The following is an 18893-nucleotide window of genomic DNA, read 5'->3' as shown; positions in this document are numbered from 1 at the left end:
GCTCCGGCGCGGCAATGCCGGCAACAATCCTCATATGATGCGCAGCCGCTACGGCTACGGCTACGGCTACGAGGACACGGGACGCCCCGTCAGCACGACCAGAACGGGTCGTCGTACCGGGGGAACACGTCGAGCCGGCCGTCGGGCAGGGTCGGCTCGGGCTCGTAGGTGCCGAAGGGGTCGCGGTCGCGGATGACCGGGATGGGGCCGACGGTGGCCTGGACGGTGATGTTGCCGGCGGCTCCGAAGAGCATGCAGACGCCGTACCCGTCCGGCGTGGCGGCGAACATGGCGGGCTGGCGGGGGTTGACGGCGGTCATCCGGTATCCCCGGGCCTGCCAGCCGCGTTCGGTGATCCCCAGCAGCGCGCCGTACCGGGAAGGGGCGACCTTCGTCATCACATGGCGGTCCCGGGTGGCGGTGGCGTAGCCCAGGGACCGGTCCTCCGGACCGGCCGTCTGCTCGGTGGAGCGGGGCCAGCCGTCCCAGTACCGCAGCGGGGGGCGGATCGCGGACATCGCCTCGTCGAGAAGCGCGTCGAGGGCCTGGACGGCCTGTTCGGGGGTCATGCGGAGACTTTCGGAGCGAGGAGGTGGGACGACCGCCCCCGGGAGCAGCGCGGCAGCGGCCCCTGGGGCGGCGCGGCGGTCAGACGGACCAGTACGGGTCGTCGTACGTCGGCATGACGTCCGGCGCTCCCCCGGCCGTGGTCGGCTGGGGCGTGGGGGTGCCGAACGGGTCCTGGCCCTCCGGCACCGGGATCGGGCTGACGGTCGCCCCGATGTCGATGTTCCCGGCGGGGTGGATGGTGATGCTCACCCCGTGGCCCTCGGCGGTGGTGGCGAGCAGGGCCTGGAGGTTGGCGGGCCCGGCCTCGACCCGGTAGCCCTTGGCCTGCCAGGTGTTGCGCACCGCGTCCAGCAGGGCGCCGTACTTGGCGGGGGCGACCTTGGTCATGACGTGGCGCTGGCGGGAGGCCTTGGCGTAGCCGAGGGAGTGCTCGTCCAGGCCCTTGGAGTACTGCACGGTGGCCTCCGGCCAGGCGTCCCGGTAGCGCAGCGCCGGCTGTACGCCCGAGGTCACCTCGTCGAGCAGGGCGTCGACCTTCTGCAGGGCCTGCGCGGGCGTCATGAGCGGCCCGGGGGTCCCCCCGCCGCTCCGGCCGCCGCCCGTACCGCCCCCGCCCCCGCCGGCGCAGGCGGTGACGCCGAGCGCGAGGACGGCGCAGGCGACCGCCAGGACGAGGGCGGGGCGGGGGGAACGGTTCATCGGTGGTCCTGCCTCGTGACGTGGTCGTACTGTCCGGCCACGATCTGGCCGATGTTGTTGACGGATTCCAGGGTCTTCGACTGGGCGTCGTTGGGGTCGGTCATGTAGTCGGAGTGGGAGTCGAAGGAGAGCGACGGCCCGTCGGCGACCGCGAAGCGGTTGGCGCCGAACTGCTTGCCGGCCGGGTCCTGGCCGAACCAGAGCTCGTTCTCGGGGCCGAACCAGTCGTACAGCTTGTCACCGACGAAGCCCCCGAGCAGGGAACCGCCGCCGGGGCCGAGGAGCCCGGTACCGATCTCGACGCCCGCGGCGTCGTTGGCGACCCGGTCCTTGCTCGGCAGGTGGCTGACCGGGTCGTTCTCCGCGTCGCCGACCCACACGTGCTCGGGGGCGATGTGCAGTTGCGAGGCCTTCTGCGCGCCGGTGCCGGGAGAGCCGACGAGGATGATGTCGTCGGCGCCGTTGCCGCCGGGCATCTGCGCGCCCAGGCCCACCGTGGTGGAGCCGTAGCTGTGGGCGAGGGCGACCAGGTGCGCGGGCGGCCCGTCATGGGTGGCGCGCAGGCCGGCCATGAACCGGTCGTAGGAGGCACCGCCCTTGGACGCGCGGTCGGTCCCCATCACCTCCAGCGGGCGCAGGTCGCCGTCGGCGAGCTTCTCCAGGCCCGGCGGCGGGTCGTAGCCGAGCCAGACCATCGACGCGACCTCGGCGTTGGGGTCGGCGTTGTGCGCGGCGTTCCACACGTTCAGGGCGCGGTCGCCGTCCTTGCCGCCGACGGCGGCGAGCGTGGTGCCCAGCCCGGGCACGTACGCGCTGACGTTCTTCGCGGTGTCCGGGTTGCCGTAGCAGAGGATGCCGCGGCCCTGGCCCTCCTCGCTGACGCCGAGCAGGAACATGGGGGGCTGCTTGTCCTTGCCGGACTCCAGCCGCGCCCTGATCGCGTGGAAGCCCTCGAGCTTCTGCTTCTCGCCGTCCGTCAGCCCGGACTTGTGCTCGTACGTGGTGATGAGGTTGGCGAGGTTCAGCCGGTTGGCCTGGTTCCGGGCCTCCGCCGGGATGCCGTCGCGCATGCCCAGCAGGTCCGGATGGGACTCGATGAGCCGCTGCTGCTCGTCGGGTGCCAGCCCCTTCCACCAGGAGTTGACCTCGGTGGGCTGGGCGCCGGCGGGCGGGAACCCGGCGGCCATCAGGTCGATGCCCTGCTGGGTGACGGCCTTCAGGTCGGCGGCGGCCTTGTCGGCGTCGAGCCCCGTGCCGTTGCGGGCCCGCGCGGTCAGGTCGTCGAGCAGTTTGGCGACCTTCTGGTCGGCGTTGTCGGCGATGCCGACGGCGTGGGATATCCGGTTCGCGAGCGCCTTCGCCCGTTCGGGGACGTTGTACCCCGGGTCGTTCCGCTCGGCCTGGGACGGCGGGGGCCAGGACACGGCCCCGTCGTCGGCGACGGTCAGCCCCAGGTTCTGCGCCTCCTGCAGCGCGACCTTCAGCTCGGACTGGGCCAGCAGGAAGTTCTCCGAGGCCTCGCGCAGCAGCCCGGAGACCGCCGACATCTCGGTGTGCGCCGCGTCCAGACGGGTGCTGGTGCGCTGCAGGGAGGCGTTGGCGGCACCGGCGGCGTTGCCGACCCAGTTCGCGTTGAGGATGTGCTTGGTGACCTCGTGCTGCATCGTCTGGACGTGCTTGCCGAAGTTGCCGGCGAGGGTGTCGTACGCGGTGGCGGCCGGCTGGAGGCCGGACAGGTCGGCGTCGCGCAGCTGGGCGAGGGTGACCATCAGCCACCCGCCTGCGGCTTGAGGGAGGCGGCGCTGTTCTTGTCCGCGTTGCGGTAGCCGGCCGCGGTCTGGCTCAGCTTCAGACTGACCTGGTCGACCTCGGTGGCGAGGTTCTTCAGGCACTCCTCCCACGCGGTCGCGCAGTTCTTCAGCGAGGCGCCGACGCGCCAGCCGGACAGGGCGGCGGCGGCCTTGTCCGAGGGGTCGTGAATGGTCTTGAGCTCGTTCGGCATCGCCTCGGCGGTCTCCTTGGCCGCCTTGGCCGCCGCGTCCAGGTCCGCGGGGTTGACGCCGAAGGTCGGCGCGATCGGCGCCCCGGCCGGTGGGAGCCCATAGAGCCCGACCGGTCCGCCCGGGTCCGCGTAGGCGTTCATGGTTGTCCGTCCCCCTGCTCGTCGACCTGCGGTGCGCGGACGAACCAGCCCTGGGGCAGCGGCTTGGCGATCGAACAGATATGTGCCCGAACTGGTTCATTCGTGCAGGTGAACGTAGCAGACCCGGCTCATCCCCCTGGCTCCCGGCCGGCGCAGCGCTGTGGCGGCGCGATCAGGGCGCGACCGAACTGACCGGCGGCTCAGGTGCGTTGGCGGCGCGGACCGACCTCTGGCGTCCCGCCACGCGGCGAGGCACCGCGCGGCGGGACGACGCTCCGGCCTACCGCGCGGCGAGGCGGCGGCCGAGGTCCTCCAGATAAGGGGCGCCGTAGGCGTCCGTGAGGTCGTCGAGGTCGATCATCGGCGGGATGTCGATGACGGGCTGGCGCTCGACGAGGAAGGCCACCGTCTCGTGGACGATCCTGGTCTCGTCCGCGCCGGTGACCTGCGGCTGGTCGAGGACGCCGTCGGTGACCCGGATCCGGGTCTCGGCCTCGACGACACCCTCACGGACCCGAACCAGGTGCTCGTGGTCGCCCAGGGGCTCGACCTGGATCTCAACTCCCATGGCAGTCTCCGCCTTTCAGTTCCGCGTGTTGCGCGTGTTCCGCTCCGCGAGGCCCTGCGGCCGTTCGGCCGTGAAGCCGTGAGGCCGTACGGCCGTGAAGCCGTGGGGTCGCGGCTATGTGGATGCTAACGCCCGGTCGGCGCGGCGACGGTGCGGGCCGCTCGTGCCGGGTTCAGGGCGAGAGCGTCCGGCTCGCCAGCACCGTTCCCTGGGCGTCGTACGCGGCGAGCCTGATGCCCTCGAGTGGGTGCGCCTTCGGATCGTCGGAGGTCTTCCGGCCGGGCCCCCAGACGTAGCCGGTGGCATAGCCCGGGTTGCCGGGGAGCGAGGCGACGGTGGCCCAGTACGACCGGCCGTCCACCTCGACGGCCATCCGGGCCACCTGTCCGGGCCCGTGGTAGACGAGGTTGTACAGGCCCTCCTGGTACTGCGGGGGGTTCCCGTAGTACTGCATGGTGATCTCGGTCGCGCCCCCCGCCCAGGAGTGCCCGCCGCAGCCCGGACCGGTTCCGTACGCGGGGGCGTCGTGGATGCAGATCTCCTGGTCCTTCAGCTGCATCCACCAGTCCTGGCGGCCCAACGGCAGCTGCCGGCCGGGCTCCACCACCACGGCCTCGGGGGCCGGCCCCTCCGGCAGCCGCGGAGCCTGCGAGGCCGGCCCGACGGCCGGGCCCCCGTGCTGCGCGGACAGCACCGTGGCCGTGCCGGCCACCACCGCGAGCGCGGCCACCACCGCCGACGCGCCCATCGCCACCCGGCGCCGCTGGCGGCGCACGTGGACCCGCACGGGCCCGGCGGACCAGTCCGCCACCGCGACCCGGGCCGCCTCGTCCCGCAGAGCGCCGCGCACCATGTCCTCGGTGTCCATCACCTGTTGCCTCCGTTCGTGCCGTCGATCGTCGAGTCGGTGTCCGCCGCGCGCGGTGCGTGCGGGGCGTGCAGGGCTTGCGGGGCGTGCAGGGCTTGCGGGGCGTGCAGGGCTTGCGGGGCGTGCAGGGCTTGCGGGGCGTGCAGGGCCTGTGGGGCGTACGGGGCCAGCGCCGGGTGGGCGCGCAGTTTCGCCAGGCCCCGGCTGGCCTGGCTCTTCACGTTGCCCTGCGAGCAGCCGAGCACGTCGGCGACCTGGCGCTCGCTCATGTCCTCCCAGTAGCGCAGGACGACCACGGCCCGCTGGCGCTGCGGCAGCTCGGCCAGCGCCTGGAGCAGCACCGAGCGCTCCTCGACGTCGCGGTGGCCGCCGCCGCCCGCGGTGGACGCCCGGTCGGGCAGGACGGGCACGAGCAGCTGCCTGACCCGGCGCCGCCGGTGACGGTTCAGGTTGTTGTTCACCAGGGCCCGGTGGACGTAGGCGTCCGGCTCGTCCAGGCGGCTGATCCGGGACCAGTTCCTGAAGACCTTCGCGAACGTCGCCTGCACCACGTCCTCGGCCTCGTGGTGGTCGCCGGTGAGCAGGTAGGCGGTGCGCACCAGCCGCCGCCAGCGTGTGGCGGCGAACGCCTCGAAGTCGGGCTCCCGCGGGCCGGGGCCGTCGGCGGACACCAGTGCCGTGACGGGCCGGGGCCGTTCCTCCGGTGGGACGTGCAATGTGCTCGCGGTCATCCGATTCCTCTTCGCATCCACGCGACGGCCCGACCGGACCGCCGCTCTGCCCTACTCACCCCCGCGCCGCGAAAGGGGTTGCACGGCTCGGTCGGCAAGAACGGGCAGCGATAACGGTCCGCGAGAACGGTCGGCAAGAACGGGCGGCGAGAAAGGGTGGCGGGCTCAGCGGCCGGGGCCGTCGGCGATCCGGTCGACGTGGGAGAGGACGGCGCCGGCGCCGTCCTCGGCCGCCATGAGCCCGGCGACGGCGGCCGCGCGGCGGCGGACGGGCTCGGCCAGGGCGGCCGTGATCGCGGCGGCGAGGCGTTCGGCGGTGAGCTCCGCGAACGGCACGGGCTCCGGGGCGACTCCCAGCCGGTGCAGCCGCGCCGCCCAGAACGGCTGGTCGGCCATGACGGGCACCGGTACGGCCGGGACTCCGGCGCGCAGCGCGGCGCCGGTGGTGCCCGCTCCGGCGTGGTGGACGACGGCGGCCGTGCGGGGGAACAGCCAGTCATGGGGCACGTCGCCGACGGAGAGGACACCGTCACCCGCCGCCCTCAGCCCGGCCCAGCCCGCCTGGACCACCGCGCGCACACCCGCCCGCCGCACCGCCGCCGTCACCAGCTCACCGAGCCGCGCGCCCTCCCCCGGCGCCATGCTGCCGAACCCGATGAACACCGGCGCCGGACCGGCCCTGAGGAAGTCGACCAGTTCGGCCGGAGGCTGCCAGCCGAGCGGCCGGGCGGGCCACCAGAAGCCCGCCACCTCGACCGGGGCCGGCCAGTCCGCCGGGCGCGGCAGCAGCACGGGGCTGTAGCCGTGGACGACCGGACGGGTGTGCCCGAGCGGTTCCGGCGGGGTCGTGCGGGGAAGGCCGAGGCGCTCGCGCAGCCGGGCCACGGCACCCGAGAACAGCCGGTCCGCGCTCCGGAGCCGCTCCTGCCCGGCGGCGAGGTTGCCCTCCGGTCCCAGGTCCCCGCCGCCGGCGGGGCCGGGCAGCGGGAACTCCCTGGTGGCGAAGGCGGGCGTGAGGTACGTGCCGAGGACGGGCACGCCGTGGGCCTCCCCGGCCGTCAGACTGAACGGCGACGGGGCGAAGGCGGTGAGCAGCAGGTCGGCCCCGCCGGCCACGGCGTCCGCCACGCCGTCGGCGAGCCCGTCCACGAACGCGGCCGTCAACGCGCGGGTCTCCGCCGGGGACGTCGCGCGGGCCCTGTCACGGATGAACGCCTCCGGGTCCCCCGGCACCGGCCGGTGTTCCAGGCCGCAGGACTCGACCAGCGTCGCGAAGGTCGGATGGGCGGCCACGGCGACCCGGTGCCCGGCGTCCACCAGGTGTCGGCCCAGGCCGGTGAACGGGGCGACGTCCCCGCGGGAGCCGGTCGTGACGATCAGGATGCGCATGGCGTGATTCTCCACGGCGGGCCGGTGCCCGGTCAGGGCTCGGCGCGTCGGTCCGCCGGTGCCCGGTCAGGGCTCGGCGCGTCGGTCCGCCGGTGCCCGTTCCGTGGGCCCTGGCCGCCGCCGGCTCCCGGCGGGTTCGTCGCGCTGCTCGTACGTCCACACCGCCAGCTGGGTGCGCGAGGCGAACCCCAGCTTGTCCAGGATGCGTTCGACGTGGTTCTCCGCGGTGCGCTGCGCGATCGTCAGACGCGCCGCGATGTCCTTGTTGGTGAGGCCTTCGGCGACCAGTTCCGCGATCTGGCTCTCGCGCCGCGTCAGTCCCGGCACCCCGGCCGCGTCCTCCAGGACGTAGGCCATCGCCTCGTCCACGGTGGCGCGCGCTCCGCGACGGAACTCCCGGTCGAAGGCGGCGGCGGACAGCGCCTCCCGCGCCGCGGCGTCGAAGCGCAGGTGCCGGGCGCGCATGAACGGCGCCGCGCCGAGTCGCCCGCCCAGCGACTCCCACAGCAGGTGCAGCACCCCCAGGAGCCGGGCGGTGCGCCGCGGGTCGTCCCGGGTGCTCCACGCGATGACCTCCACGCACATGGCCACGTCCCACCAGTCCTGGAACGGGCGCAGCCGGGCGATGGCCGCCCTGGCGTGGGTGATCGCGTCGGCGGGCGCGTCGGCGCGCAGGGCCAGCAGGGCGCGGGCGAGCAGGGCCATGCCGCGCAGCCATGACTCGTCGTGCGCGCGGGCGGCCTCCTCGACCTCTCGGCACGCCTCGTCGGCGACGGCGGCCTGGCCTCCGTAGGCGTTCGCGATGGCGAACTTGACCCGGCATTCGAGGGCCGCGTCGAGGCAGCCCAGCGCGCGGAACTCGCTGTGCGCCCGCGCGAACAGCTCGGCGGCGCTCGCGAAGTCCTCCCGCCAGACGGCGAGGATCCCGTGGTGGTGCCGCACCCAGGCCGACTCCCGCCGGTGTCCGCCCCGCCTGGCCACCGCCTCGCAGGCGGCGAGGGCGCGGCGGACCTCGTCCTCCGGGTCGCCCTGCAGGATGCGCAGGTACGTCTCGGTGACCAGGGCCTGTACGCGGACGGCGGCGTCCGTCCCCGCGGCGTCGTCGCCCTCGTCCTGGGCGCGGTCGGCGGTGAGCAGCTGCGACAGCCAGTGGCACCCCTCGGGCAGCAGGCCCGCGGTGATCCAGTAGTGCCGGGGCGACACGGCCAGGGCCAGACCGGCCCGCGCCTGCCCGGGCCGCTCCAGGCAGAACTCCAGCGCCGCGCGCAGGTTCGGGTGGTCCAGGCGCAGCCGTGTGAACCAGTCGACCTGCCGGGGCCCGAACCACTCCCGCCCGGCTCGTGCGGTCAGTTCGGCGTACCGGTCCCGGTGACGGCCGCGCAGCGCGTCCAGCGAACCGGACGCGGCCAGCCGCTCGTGGCCGTACTCCCGTACCGTCTCCAGCATGTGATAGCGCGAACGCCCGTTCACCTGGCGGCAGTTGACGATCGACCTGGCCACCAGGCCGTCCAGGGTGTCGAGCAGGGCGGCGGGCGGCAGTTCGGCGTCCGCGCAGACCTGTTCGAGGCCCTCCAGGTCGAAGCCGCCGCGGAACACCGAGGCCCGCGCCCAGAGCAGTCGTTCGCGCGCCGTGCACAGGTCGTGGCTCCAGTCGATCAGCGCGCGCAGGGTGCGCTGCCGGTCGGTGGCGACGCTGCTCCCGCCGGTGAGCAGCGCGAACCGGTCGGTGAGCCGCTCCAGGATCTCCTGCGGCGTCAGGCTCCGGATGCGGGCCGCGGCCAGCTCGATCGCGAAGGGCAGCCCGTCCAGGCGGCGCACGAGCTCGGCGACGGCGGCGGCGTCCGCGCTGGTCAGGGTGAAGCCGGGCAGCACGGCGGCGGCCCGGTCGGTGAACAGCGCGACGGCCGGGTTGCCGCTCAGGACGCGCAGGCCGTTGCCCTGGCCGGCGCCGGCGTCCGCGTCCGGCACCGGCAACGGCTCGACGGGGAAGACCTGTTCGCCCGCGATGCCGAGCGGCTGCCGGCTGGTCGCCAGGACTCGCAGTCCGGGCGCGGCCCGCAGCAGCGTGTCGGTGAGCCGGGCGCACGCGTCGAGCAGGTGCTCGCAGTTGTCCAGGACCAGCAGGGCCCGCCGCTCGCGCAGCCGGGCGGCGAGGACGGCCGTCGCATCGGCGCCGGGGCGGCCCGGGTTCGCCGCGTCGAGGGTGCCGAGGACGCTCGGTGCGAGCAGCTCCGGGTCCCGCAGGTCGGCGAGTTCGGCGACGTACACGCCGTCGGGGAAGGCGGAGCGCGCCGCGCCCGCCGCCACCCGCAGCGCCAGCCGGGTCTTGCCCACGCCACCGGTTCCGCTGAGCGTGACCAGGCGCGCGCCGGAGAGCAGCCGGGCGATCCGGGCGGTCTCCGCCCGCCGCCCGACCAGCGGCGTCAGTGCGACGTCGACGCCGGCGAACGTCCCGGTGGCTGCCCCCGTTTCCATGGGTCGCCATCTTACGGACGCACGGGAATTGAGTAGTTCTCCCGTTGCCCCGCCGCGCGAAGCCGCCCGAGACTCGACAACCGCGGTACCGGGCGATCGAGTGAGGTGTGTGGTGTCGGCAGGCACGGCGGCGGGGTCGGAGCGGACCGGGCGGCTGGGGCAGCGGGTGTGGACCTACCAGGGGGTCTACGCACGCAGGCCCCTGAGCGCGTTCTTCGCGCTCCTCATCGCGTTCATCGTGATGTGCACCCTCGTCGGCGAGTACTACGACGAGGAGTCCTCGTTCCGCCTCGTGTTCTGGGCGGTGGTCGTGGCGGGCGTGCTGTGCTTCGCCCTGTGCGTGCGGCACGCCCACATCAGGATCCGGGAGTACGAGCACGGCTTCGAGCTGCTCCGGCCGGGGCGGCGCACGCTGCGGTACGCGTGGCAGGAGATCGCGTCCGTCGAGTCGACCCGGGTGTCCGTCCACTTCAACTTCGCGCACTCGCACGACGTGCTCAAGACCGTGATCCGCCCGTACACCGGCGACCGGATCCGGGTCAGGGGCCTGGACTACGTCAAGGTCCGCGAGGAGTGCGGCTTCTGGGGGCTGATCAAGCAGGCCACCCCCGACACCGGCGAACGGTTCGTCACGATCGCGACGCGGGCCGTCGGCGAGGCCCGCGCGCAACGCCTCGTGGACGAGCTCGGCGCGGGCGGCGCGTTCCGCTGGGGCGCCCTGACCTTCACCGCCGAAGGGATGACGCTCGCCCCCTTCGCCGAGCCGGTCGCCTGGTCCCGGATCGCCCTCGTCTCCGCGACCCCGGCCAACGGCGTCCTGCTCGACGTGGAGGGGCTGGCCGCGCACGTCGGCAGCCAGGCCCTGAGGGCGCAAGCAATAAAGAAGGGCTACAGCACCGACGGGGACCAGCTGAGGGTGTTCGTGCCCGTCCGCCGCCCCGGCTCGGACTACCTGGCGCTGAGCATCCTGCTCGCCTACGGCGCCGCCGTGCACGGCGGGACGGACGAAGGACGGTAGGGCGGCGGGGTGGTAGGGCGTCAGCGGCCGAAGCCGTCGTCCGGGGTGCCGGGCGCCGGCGGGTGGCAGAGGTGGCCGGATTCGGTGGCGTGGACGCTGTAGAGCAGTTGGTCGTCGGCCGTGAAGGTGAAGGCGACACTCACTCCGGGGAGTTCGGCGGCCTGGGTGGCGAAGGCGAACTCGCGGTCCGAGCGGTGCAGTTCCCGCCATTCGAGGCCGACTCCGGCGAACGCGTCGGCCAGCCGGTCGAATCGGACGCCGGTCGGAAAGGTACGGAATTCCCCCGGTGCGCCGGCCGGAATCCGGACCGATTCGTACCAGGTGCGCAGCGAAAGGCGGTTGACGATCCGGCACTGGCAGGATTCGAAGGTGACGTCGCCGCACCCGAACCAGTGCGGCCAGCGTCGTCTCTGGTTGATCCGGCCGGATTTCTCGAACGGTCCGAGCCGTTCGACGATGTCGGCCAGACCATCCAGCGGTTGGATTCCGCCGAGCCTCGCGGCCGATCCGAATTCCGTCAACACCCGGATAAATTCCATGTGTTCATGATGGCACAGCGAAGTGTCGGGAGAAATCGAATGCGGTGCGGCCCGCCCCGGAGGGAAGACCGCACCGCACCCTGATCAACACACTCTGATCAGCACATCCTGATCACCGCACCGTCAGCCCATCCGCTCCAGCGCGTCGATCAGGAACTTCAGTTCCAGCGCACGGTTGGTGGAGCAGCTCCAGCCGCCGCCCCAGGTGCCGGGCTGATTGCCCGGGGTGTTGAAGATGCGCATGGCATCCCTCGCCACCGACTTGATCTCCTCCCGCAGCGACTTGTCGGACTTGATGATGTCGATCACCGCGTCGATCTCCGCCTGGGTGGCGTCGCGCGGCGCGGGCCGCCCGACGATGCCCCGGATGCTGCCCTTCTCGTCGGGGCGCAGGGCCACCTCGGCGCCGTTCAGCAGGTTGATGTGCGAACCCTTGGCGCAGAAGTCGTCGTGCAGCACCGCTGCCCGCTTGATGCCGCAGAACCTCTTCTTCCCCGCGGCGAGCCGCAGGCTGCCGGCCGATGCGCCCTCGGGGCGCAGGAACGCGGCGGAGACCGCGCCCGAGGCGCCCTCGGCGGCCAGCTCCAGCACGCACTCCCCGTCGGCGGCCTTCCTGGCGTCCTCGATCACCTTGCGCAGGCGGTCGATGGCCCGCTTGGCCGCCACCGACTCCTCGAAGAACTTCCCGATGCCCTCGCCGATCCGGATGACCGCCTTGCTGACGGCCGGGAGCTTGCCGACCACGACCACCAGGCTCGCCACGTTGAGCGCCGTCCACAGGCAGCCCTCGACGTCCCCCTCGGTGAAGCACTTCTTGGCGTCGGTGACCCCGAGCACGTCGAGCAGGATCTCCCCGCCGTTCTCCTTCACCCAGTCGAGGACGTCCTTGGCGGCGTCCGCCTTGGCCTTGCGGAACTCGTCGACGCAGCTCTGACCGCACTGGGCCAGCAGCAGCTGCTCGTCGTTCGCGCTGAGGTCCGGGCCGGTGTCGGCCGGACCGGCCGTCACCTGGGCGGCCCGGGCCGCCTGCGCCGCCTGCTCGTCCTTGCGCTGCTGCTCCTCGGCCCGCTGGGCCGACTGGTCGGCCTGCTGGGCGGCGCCCTGGGCGTTGGCCGCGGCCTTCTCGGCCTCGGTCGCCGCTTTGTCCGCCTGCTCGGCGGTGGCACGGGCCCTGGCCGCGTCGGCCTCCGCCGCGGTCGCGCTGCTGCGCGCGGTGGCGGCGTCCTGCTCGGCCGCCGTGGCCGCCGCCCGGGCGGCGCCGGCCTCGTTCGCGGCGTCGGTCGAGGCGGCCGCCGCGGCGAACGCGTCGACGTGGGCCTGCTCGTCGTACTTCGCGGTGTTGGTCTCGGCGACCTTCGCCGCCGCGGCCTCGTTCGCCGCCTGGGCGGCCGAGGCGCGCGCCTGCTGCAGCGAGGCGAGCGCCCTGGTGGTGTCGGCCGCCGCGTTCGCGCTGGCCTGGGCGGCCGCCTTGGCGTCGCTGCCGGCCTTGGCCGCCAGCGCGGCCGCCGTGGCGGCGGCCTTCGCCGCCTCGTCCGCGCGGGCCCGGGCGGCGTCGTTCTGCTGCTGGGCCAGGGTCTTGCCGCTCTGGCCGACCAGTACGGCCAGCGCGGCCGCGGAGTCGGTCTCCCGGTACGGCGTGCCGAGCGCGATCGCCTGGTTCCCGGCCGTGATCGCCGCGGCCGCGGTGTCCCTGGCGGCGAGCGCGGAGAGCGAGGCCGCGTGGGCCCGGCCGGCGGCGCGGGCGCTGTCGGCGGCGGCCTGGGCTGACTGCAGCTGGGCCGCCTTCTGCGCCAGTTCGGCCTTGAGGGCGGCGGCAGCGGCCACCTTCACCTGCTCGGCCGCGTTCTTGACGTTCTGTGCGGCCTGCTCGGAGGCGGCGATCGCGTCCGCCGCCGCGGCGTGCGCGGTGGAGGCGGCCGCGCTGGTGATGGCGACGTCGGCCTGGGCCGCGTCCGAGGCGGCCTGGGCCCGCTGGGCCGCGCCGGTCGCCTCGGTGGCCGCCGCCCGGGCGGCGATGGCGCTGCGGCCGGCCGCGTCGGCCGCGGCCCTGGCACCACCGGCCGCGGTCGTGGCCTCGGCGGCGGCGGCCTTGGCCTGGTCCGCCGCCTGTCGGCTCTCCTTGGCGTCGGCGCTGCCGGCGGCCGCGTCGGCGGCAGCCTCCAGGGCCTTCTGCCGGGCGGTGGCGGCGTCCTTGCGGGCCTCCGCCGCCGCGGCCGCGTCCCGGGCGAGGTAGGCCTGCGCCTCGGCCGTCTTCGCGGCGCTCTCCTTGTCCGACGCGGTCTTCCCGGCGCTCTCGGCGGCGCTCAGCGCGGCCGCCGCGGCGGCCCGCTTCTTGGTCGCTTCCGCCTCGGCGGCGGCCGCCTTGGCCCGTTCGCCGTCGGCCTTCTGCCGCGCGGCGGCCGCGTTGGCGCGCTCCTGCTCGGCGACGGCCCGCTTGGCGTGCGCGTCGTCGGCGGCCGCCTTGGCGTCCCGCTCGGCCTGCTGCGCCTGCTCCCGGTCGGCCTTGGCCCGGGCGGCGGCCTGGGCCGCCTGGTCGGCCTGGGCGGCCGCGGCGGCGGCGGCGGCCTTGGCCTGGTCCGCGGCCTCCTGGGCGACGGCGCGCTGGAACTCGGCCTGGGTGGCGTGGGTCTGGGTGTCGGCCAGGGCGTAGAGCGCACCGCTGTCGGCCTGGCCGGCGGCGACCGCGTTCAGGGTGGTCTCGATCGCCTTGGACGCCGTCTGCGCGGCCGCCGCCGACGCCTTGGTGACCTGCGCCGACTGCAGCGCGTGGGTCAGTCCGCGACCGTACGGGGTGCCGCCGGACTCGGCGATCTTCCCGGCCTCGGACTGTGCGGCGGTCGCCCGGTCGGCCTGCGCCTTGGCGGAGGCCGCGGCCTGTCGGGCGATCGCCAGCTGGGCGCTGACCGCGTTCCGGGCGTTCGCCATCGCCGCGGTGGCGTTGGCGAAGGTCTGCGGCTTCGGGTAGTTGGGGTCGTTCGACGGCTTGCCCTGCCAGTACTTCTGGAAGACCAGCATCCGGCTGACGATGAACGCCTGGCCCTGGGCCTCCACCATCGCGCTGGTGGCGGTCCGCAGGTTCTGGTAGGCCGTCAGGTCGGCGGAGACGATGTCGCCGCGCTGCTTGGCCTGGTCGCCCAGCTCGGCCTGCCACTCGGCGCTGGCGGTGGCCACCACCTCGTTCAGGATGTGCTGGGGGTCGAGCGGGTCGCTCGCGTCGCAGCCGGCCCACTGGGCCTTGAGGTCCTCGACCTCGGTGCGGAACTCCACCGAGTCCTTCGCCGGGGCGACCGTGGGCAGACCGCCGAGCCGGATGAACCGGGCGATCTGGTAGGCCGACAGGCGCTTGAGGACGTCCTCGTTGACGAAGAACCCGTACCAGCTCGGCCCGCCGCCGTTACCGGCCGCCGCCCGGCGCTCCTGGTAGATCGCGATCGCCCGGTCCAGGGCGGCCTGGGAGGGCTTCGGCGGGCCCGTCGGGTCGACGAGCTTGCCGTCGCCCAGGAAGGCCCAGATCGGAGCGCCGTAGCCGGGCTTGTTCAGGAAGGACATGTAGTCGGGGCCGGAGACCGCGAACGGCTTGGTGATGTCCGTCCAGGCCCCCTCGCGGGCCAGCTCGGCGTCCTGGATCGCGCGCTGGTCGCGCTGGTCGTCCACCGCGGCGGCCGCGATCGGCCCGTACCCCCACCCGCTGACCGCCGCGGCGCGGACGTCGGCGACCGTGCCGGCCAGGGCCTTGGAGGTCAGTGCCTTGACCTTGGGTCCGCCCGCGTGCAGCGCGAAGGCCAGCGAGCAGCGGTCGTCGCGGACCACGCTGTCGGCGATCGCCACGTTCGACGCCTCGACGTCCGACAGCGCGCGCTGCCAGATCCGGACGTCGGCGATCCGCCCGGGGAGGTGGTCGCCCGGCTGGCCGGCCCACATCCCGCGGCCGATGTTCAGCTCGCCGGTGGCCTTCCAGGTGGCGGTGTGCGGGGTGGTGGCGACCTTGACGCCGTTGACGAACAGCCGGATCACGCCGGCCGCGGCGTCGTACTCGCCGGTGAGGTGGGTCCAGCCGCTCTTCTCGGTCAGCGCGACGGTGCCGTCCGCGGTGTCCCAGCCGATGTTCTCCGAGTCGCCCCGCGGCATGCCGAACAGCGGCTTGCCGTCCGGATTCACCTTCAGGTAGAAGCCGGAGACCCGGCTGCCGCCCTCGGTGACCACCGCGTACGAGGCGTCCGGCTTCTTGTCGAGCTGCACCCAGGCGGAGACCGTGAAGGACTGGTCGGTCGGCACGGTGAGCGGGACGGAGTCGTACTGGTTGGCGCCGTCCAGCCGGAGCGAGCGGACGGTGTGGCCGGGGATCCCCCAGATGACCTCGTTGTCGGTCCCGGGTCCGGCGTGCGCGCCGTTGTGGTGGACGGCGCGCGGGCCGCCGTCGATGAGGTTCGGCGCGGTCTTCTCGTCGCTCCACTCGTAGTCGTAGTGGGCGACCTCGCCGTTGACCGCGAAGGCGGGCGCCGCGGGCACGTCGGCCGGGGCGGCGGAGCGGACGGGCGCCGCGTGCGCCGCGGAGGTCACCAGGGACATCGCCGTGGCTATCGCGGTGACGCCCAGGACCCTGGCCACGGCGCGGCGCGCCCGGCGTGAGCGGATCGGTAATCTGGTCTGCATGGGAGTGGCTGTTCTCCTGATGGTGGCCGCAAGATGAGCCGCCCGGCGTCCGGGCGGGAGCACCAGGAGCGCGCGCTGCCTCGGGGCGGCGCGATCGTGCGGGCCGACGACCGGTCAGCTCACGGGCCGCTCAGGGCCCTTGCTGATCCGTCGCCCGCACCGCACCGTTCGCGTCGTCCGCGTCGGTTCGCACGTGAGTGGTCGATCGCCGGCCGACGCGTCGACGCACGCGGGCAGGCCGAAACGCCTGCCGCGTGGTCCCCCCCGGTTCCTGCGGTTCTTCCCCCCGGAAGCCGGCCGCCCCGCCGGTGAGGGCCGAGGGTGGCTCGGCCATCCCGCAACTGATGACCGCTGAGATCGTTCCACTCGCATACGACGCATCGATACCGCCGATCGACGGGGCGCCGCCCCCGTCGATCGGCGGGGCCCGAACGGCCGCCGCCACCAGCGCCCGACGCCATGTGCAGCGGCCTGGCCTCGCTGACCATGGCCGGCAAGCAGTACCCGGGAGCCGCCTACCCCACCTCCAAGACCGCGGTCAACATGCTCACCGTCCAGTTCGCCAAGGCCTTCCCGCAGATGCGGATCAACGCCGTGGAACCCGGCCACACCGCGACCGACCTGAACCACCACCAGGGCACCCAGACCGTCGAACAGGGCGCCGAGATCATCGTCCGGATGGCACAGACAGGACCGGACGGCCCGACCGGCGGCTACTTCGGCGCGGCGGGCCCCCTGCCCTGGTAGCCCTCCGCCAGCGCCCACCGGCTCCCCACCTCGCCCTTTGACTTCGCACACGCCGTGCCACCAGCATGGCCGCGACCACCGGGGAGGGGCCTGTGACGGAACGCACCGTCCGAATGTCGAAGCGCGGACGACGGAACCGCCTGACCGCCGTAGCGGCCGTAGCCGTTCTCGGTGGCGGCTTCGCGATCAACACCTGGCTGGACCGGGGCCCGGAGACCGAGGTCCACGAAGGCCCCGTGGCCGGCTACCCGCTGCTGGTCGGCTCCGACGGCCACACCCTGACGCTCAACATCGGCTGGAGCTGCGAGAAGCAACCCGAGCTCGTGGCCCGCGAGACCGCCGGTGCGGTGAAACTCTCCCTGCGGCACACGGTCGACCCGAGGGGCTGCGACCTGGGCGGCCTCGGACAGATCACAGCCCACCTGAACGAACCCCTCGGAACCAGGGCCCTGAACGACGCCACCGGCAGACCCGCCGTCCACTTCGACGAGCGCGACCTCCGGCGGCCCGCGTTCCTTCCGGAGAACTACTACCCCTACCCCGCGGGCAGGATGGTCCACCTGCCCGGCCTGGCCCCGCTCCCGACCGACACCCCGGCCTGGGCCAGCGGATACCGGCTGGGAACCGGGCCCGAACAGGGGTCCCTGATCATCAGCCAGACCCTCCGCAGCAGCGCACCACCGGCCGGCCGGGCCGCCGTCGTCAAGGGCCACCCCGCGACCATCACGCCACCGGACTCCAACGGCGCGCCCCGTTCGGTGACATGGTCCGACGGGACGTACACCTTCGTCGTCACCACCGGTGGTCCGCCGCGGCTCTCGGACGAGGAGCTCGTCCACGTCGCGGAGAGCCTGGGGTAGGGCCTCGGCCGCAGAGCAGCTCTCGGTGTTCCGGCGGCCGCCGATCCGCCTTGCCGGGTTGTCGACCTCGACGTCGATCGCACACCGCCGAGGTGAATCGACGGTGTGTCAGATCGGCTGCGGGCCTGGGCTCGAACTGTCTGATCCACAGTGTCGGAGGGCAGGCACCCCCCTGCCGAAAGATCCCCTCCTTCCCCCTTCCGGGAGCAGATCGTGAAGTTCTCACCGCCGGCCGCCGCCGGTCAGCCCAACGCGACGGCAAGCAGGCCCCGTACCGGTTCGGCCGTTCGCGGCTGGCCCGCGCTGGCCGCCGCGGCCGGCATGCTCTGTGTCGCCGGCATCGCCCCGGTGGCACTGTCCGGGACCGCCCACGCGCAGGGCTCCTGCACGGTCTCGGGCCCCACCCCCACCTGTACCTTCGCCTTCACCGGCGGCGAGCAGACGTTCACCGTCCGGCCGGCGTCACCCAGGTCGACGTCACGGCGATCGGCGCGGCCGGCGGCCTGGAGGGTGTCAACAACACGCCCGGCGGCCGTGGCGCGCAGGTTGCGGGCACGCTCACCGGACTGTCCGCGGGTCAGACCCTCTACGTCGAGGTCGGCGGCACCCCCACGCTCGACACCTCCGCCTGCTACGTGTTCTCGCCGTGCCTCGGCGGCTTCAACGGCGGTGGCACGACCCGCTTCGGCGGCGGCGGAGGCGGGGGCTCCGACGTCCGCACCCAGCCCCGCACCACTCCGCTCACCACCACCGACTCCCGCCTCGTCGTGGCCGCGGGCGGCGGTGGAGCCGGCGAGGTCTTCAGCTCCTCGTGCCCGGGAAGCCAGGGCGGGGACGCCGGCCAGCCGGGCGCGAACGGAACGTGCAACGGGGGAATGGGCGGCGGGGCGGGCACGGCGACCCAGGGCGGCGCCGGCGGTGTGGCCACCGGCGGTACGAACGGCGCGCCCGGCACGCTCGGCACCGGCGGCAACGGCGGTGGCAACGGCGGTGGCACCGGCGGAGCGGGCGGCGGGGGCTACTACGGTGGTGGCGGCGGTGCCAGCCTCAACGGCCTGACCTCTCCGTTCGGGAGCGCGGGTGGTGGCGGCGGCGGGTCGTCCCTCGTCCCCTCCGGCGGCAGCGGCCCCACGGTGACCAGCACCGCCGCGGGCGTCACCATCAGCTACACCACTCCGGGCAAGCCGGTGAACACGCACCTGATCCCGCTGCCCCAGAACTCCCGGCTCGGCCGGCCGGTGGTCCTCGACGACCTGGTCTGCCCGGCCGACCGGGGCGCCACGACCCCGCCCACCGGCACCGTGACGTTCACCGACACCACGACCGGCACCACCCTGGGCACGGCCCGCCTGGTCCTCAACCTCGGGAACTGCGCCGCCGCGGGGCGCGTCGTCTTCTTCCGGACCACCGGCGCGCACGTCATCACGGCCGTCTACAGCGGTGACACGATCTACCAGGGCAACAGCGGGAACCCCGAGACCACCACGGTGGCGGTGACCCCCTGAGGACGCCGCGGGAGCGGGGGGGGGGGGGGGGGGGGGGGGGGGGGGGGGGCGCGCCGCGGGGGGGGGGGGGCCGGGCCCCCCCCCCGCGGCGCGGGGGGGGGCGGGGGCGCGCGGGCGGGGGGGGGGGC

The 18893-nt window shown here is 74.2% G+C and carries 13 protein-coding genes and 2 pseudogenes; 4 read left to right on the top strand and 11 right to left on the bottom strand.

Annotated elements, in window-relative coordinates:
• Positions 1-89: 89 nt before the first annotated feature.
• The 9 genes and pseudogenes from ACGF0D_RS15330 to ACGF0D_RS15290 form a co-directional block, all read right to left on the bottom strand.
• Positions 90-569 (bottom strand): hypothetical protein, encoded by a 480-nt coding sequence (locus ACGF0D_RS15330; protein ID WP_392870412.1) that lies wholly within the window; start codon positions 567-569, stop codon positions 90-92.
• Between the two features lie 79 nt (positions 570-648).
• A complete protein-coding gene (locus ACGF0D_RS15325) occupies positions 649-1269 on the bottom strand; it encodes a hypothetical protein (protein WP_392916261.1) in 621 nt (206 codons plus the stop codon).
• Entirely contained in the window at positions 1266-3038 is a 1773-nt protein-coding gene (locus ACGF0D_RS15320; protein WP_392870406.1) for an alpha/beta hydrolase, read from the bottom strand. The genes ACGF0D_RS15325 and ACGF0D_RS15320 overlap by 4 nt, the downstream gene beginning before the upstream one ends.
• On the bottom strand, positions 3038-3412 hold the full coding sequence (locus ACGF0D_RS15315) for a type VII secretion target (protein ID WP_392916258.1): 375 nt from the start codon (positions 3410-3412) through the stop codon (positions 3038-3040). The genes ACGF0D_RS15320 and ACGF0D_RS15315 overlap by 1 nt, the downstream gene beginning before the upstream one ends.
• Before the next feature lie 280 nt (positions 3413-3692).
• On the bottom strand, positions 3693-3980 hold the full coding sequence (locus tag ACGF0D_RS15310) for a hypothetical protein (RefSeq protein WP_392870400.1): 288 nt from the start codon (positions 3978-3980) through the stop codon (positions 3693-3695).
• 172 nt (positions 3981-4152) lie between these two features.
• The gene (locus tag ACGF0D_RS15305) at positions 4153-4851 is read right to left on the bottom strand and encodes a hypothetical protein (RefSeq protein ID WP_392870397.1); all 699 of its coding nucleotides are present in this window, start codon (positions 4849-4851) and stop codon (positions 4153-4155) included.
• 146 nt (positions 4852-4997) lie between these two features.
• Positions 4998-5579, bottom strand: a pseudogene (locus ACGF0D_RS15300) (SigE family RNA polymerase sigma factor); the annotation flags it as partial.
• A 165-nt stretch (positions 5580-5744) separates the two neighbouring features.
• Positions 5745-6968 carry a glycosyltransferase gene (locus tag ACGF0D_RS15295; RefSeq protein ID WP_392870391.1) on the bottom strand — a complete coding sequence of 408 codons (1224 nt, stop codon included), beginning with the start codon at positions 6966-6968 and terminating at the stop codon, positions 5745-5747.
• 66 nt (positions 6969-7034) lie between these two features.
• Complete coding sequence (locus ACGF0D_RS15290; protein ID WP_392916255.1) at positions 7035-9443, bottom strand: ATP-binding protein; 2409 nt, start codon at positions 9441-9443, stop codon at positions 7035-7037.
• Between the two features lie 112 nt (positions 9444-9555).
• On the opposite strand from ACGF0D_RS15290, the gene ACGF0D_RS15285 reads away from it, so the two are divergent.
• Complete coding sequence (locus ACGF0D_RS15285; RefSeq protein ID WP_392916252.1) at positions 9556-10461, top strand: hypothetical protein; 906 nt, start codon at positions 9556-9558, stop codon at positions 10459-10461.
• 20 nt (positions 10462-10481) lie between these two features.
• Here ACGF0D_RS15285 and ACGF0D_RS15280 read toward each other — a convergent pair whose 3' ends face one another.
• Both ACGF0D_RS15280 and ACGF0D_RS15275 read right to left on the bottom strand, forming a co-directional pair.
• Entirely contained in the window at positions 10482-11000 is a 519-nt protein-coding gene (locus tag ACGF0D_RS15280) for a hypothetical protein (protein WP_392916249.1), read from the bottom strand.
• A gap of 123 nt (positions 11001-11123) precedes the next feature.
• A complete protein-coding gene (locus ACGF0D_RS15275; RefSeq protein ID WP_392916247.1) occupies positions 11124-15653 on the bottom strand; it encodes a LamG domain-containing protein in 4530 nt (1509 codons plus the stop codon).
• 462 nt (positions 15654-16115) lie between these two features.
• Between ACGF0D_RS15275 and ACGF0D_RS15270 the strand changes: the two are divergent.
• From ACGF0D_RS15270 to ACGF0D_RS15260, 3 genes and pseudogenes are all read left to right on the top strand, one after another.
• Positions 16116-16400, top strand: a pseudogene (locus ACGF0D_RS15270) (SDR family NAD(P)-dependent oxidoreductase); the annotation flags it as partial.
• Positions 16401-16492: 92 nt separating this feature from the next.
• Positions 16493-17260, top strand: a complete 768-nt coding sequence (locus tag ACGF0D_RS15265) for a hypothetical protein (protein WP_392916245.1) — start codon at positions 16493-16495, stop codon at positions 17258-17260.
• Positions 17164-18765 carry an Ig-like domain-containing protein gene (locus tag ACGF0D_RS15260; protein WP_392916243.1) on the top strand — a complete coding sequence of 534 codons (1602 nt, stop codon included), beginning with the start codon at positions 17164-17166 and terminating at the stop codon, positions 18763-18765. Before ACGF0D_RS15265 ends, ACGF0D_RS15260 begins: the two co-directional genes overlap by 97 nt.
• The last annotated feature ends 128 nt before the right edge of the window (positions 18766-18893 follow it).

This window comes from Kitasatospora sp. NPDC048298 (genome assembly GCF_043201465.1).
In the GTDB taxonomy this organism is placed as follows: Bacteria; Actinomycetota; Actinomycetes; order Streptomycetales; family Streptomycetaceae; genus Kitasatospora.
Note: the sequence above shows the minus strand (reverse complement) of the source record. Positions and strands in the feature narration are given on the sequence as shown.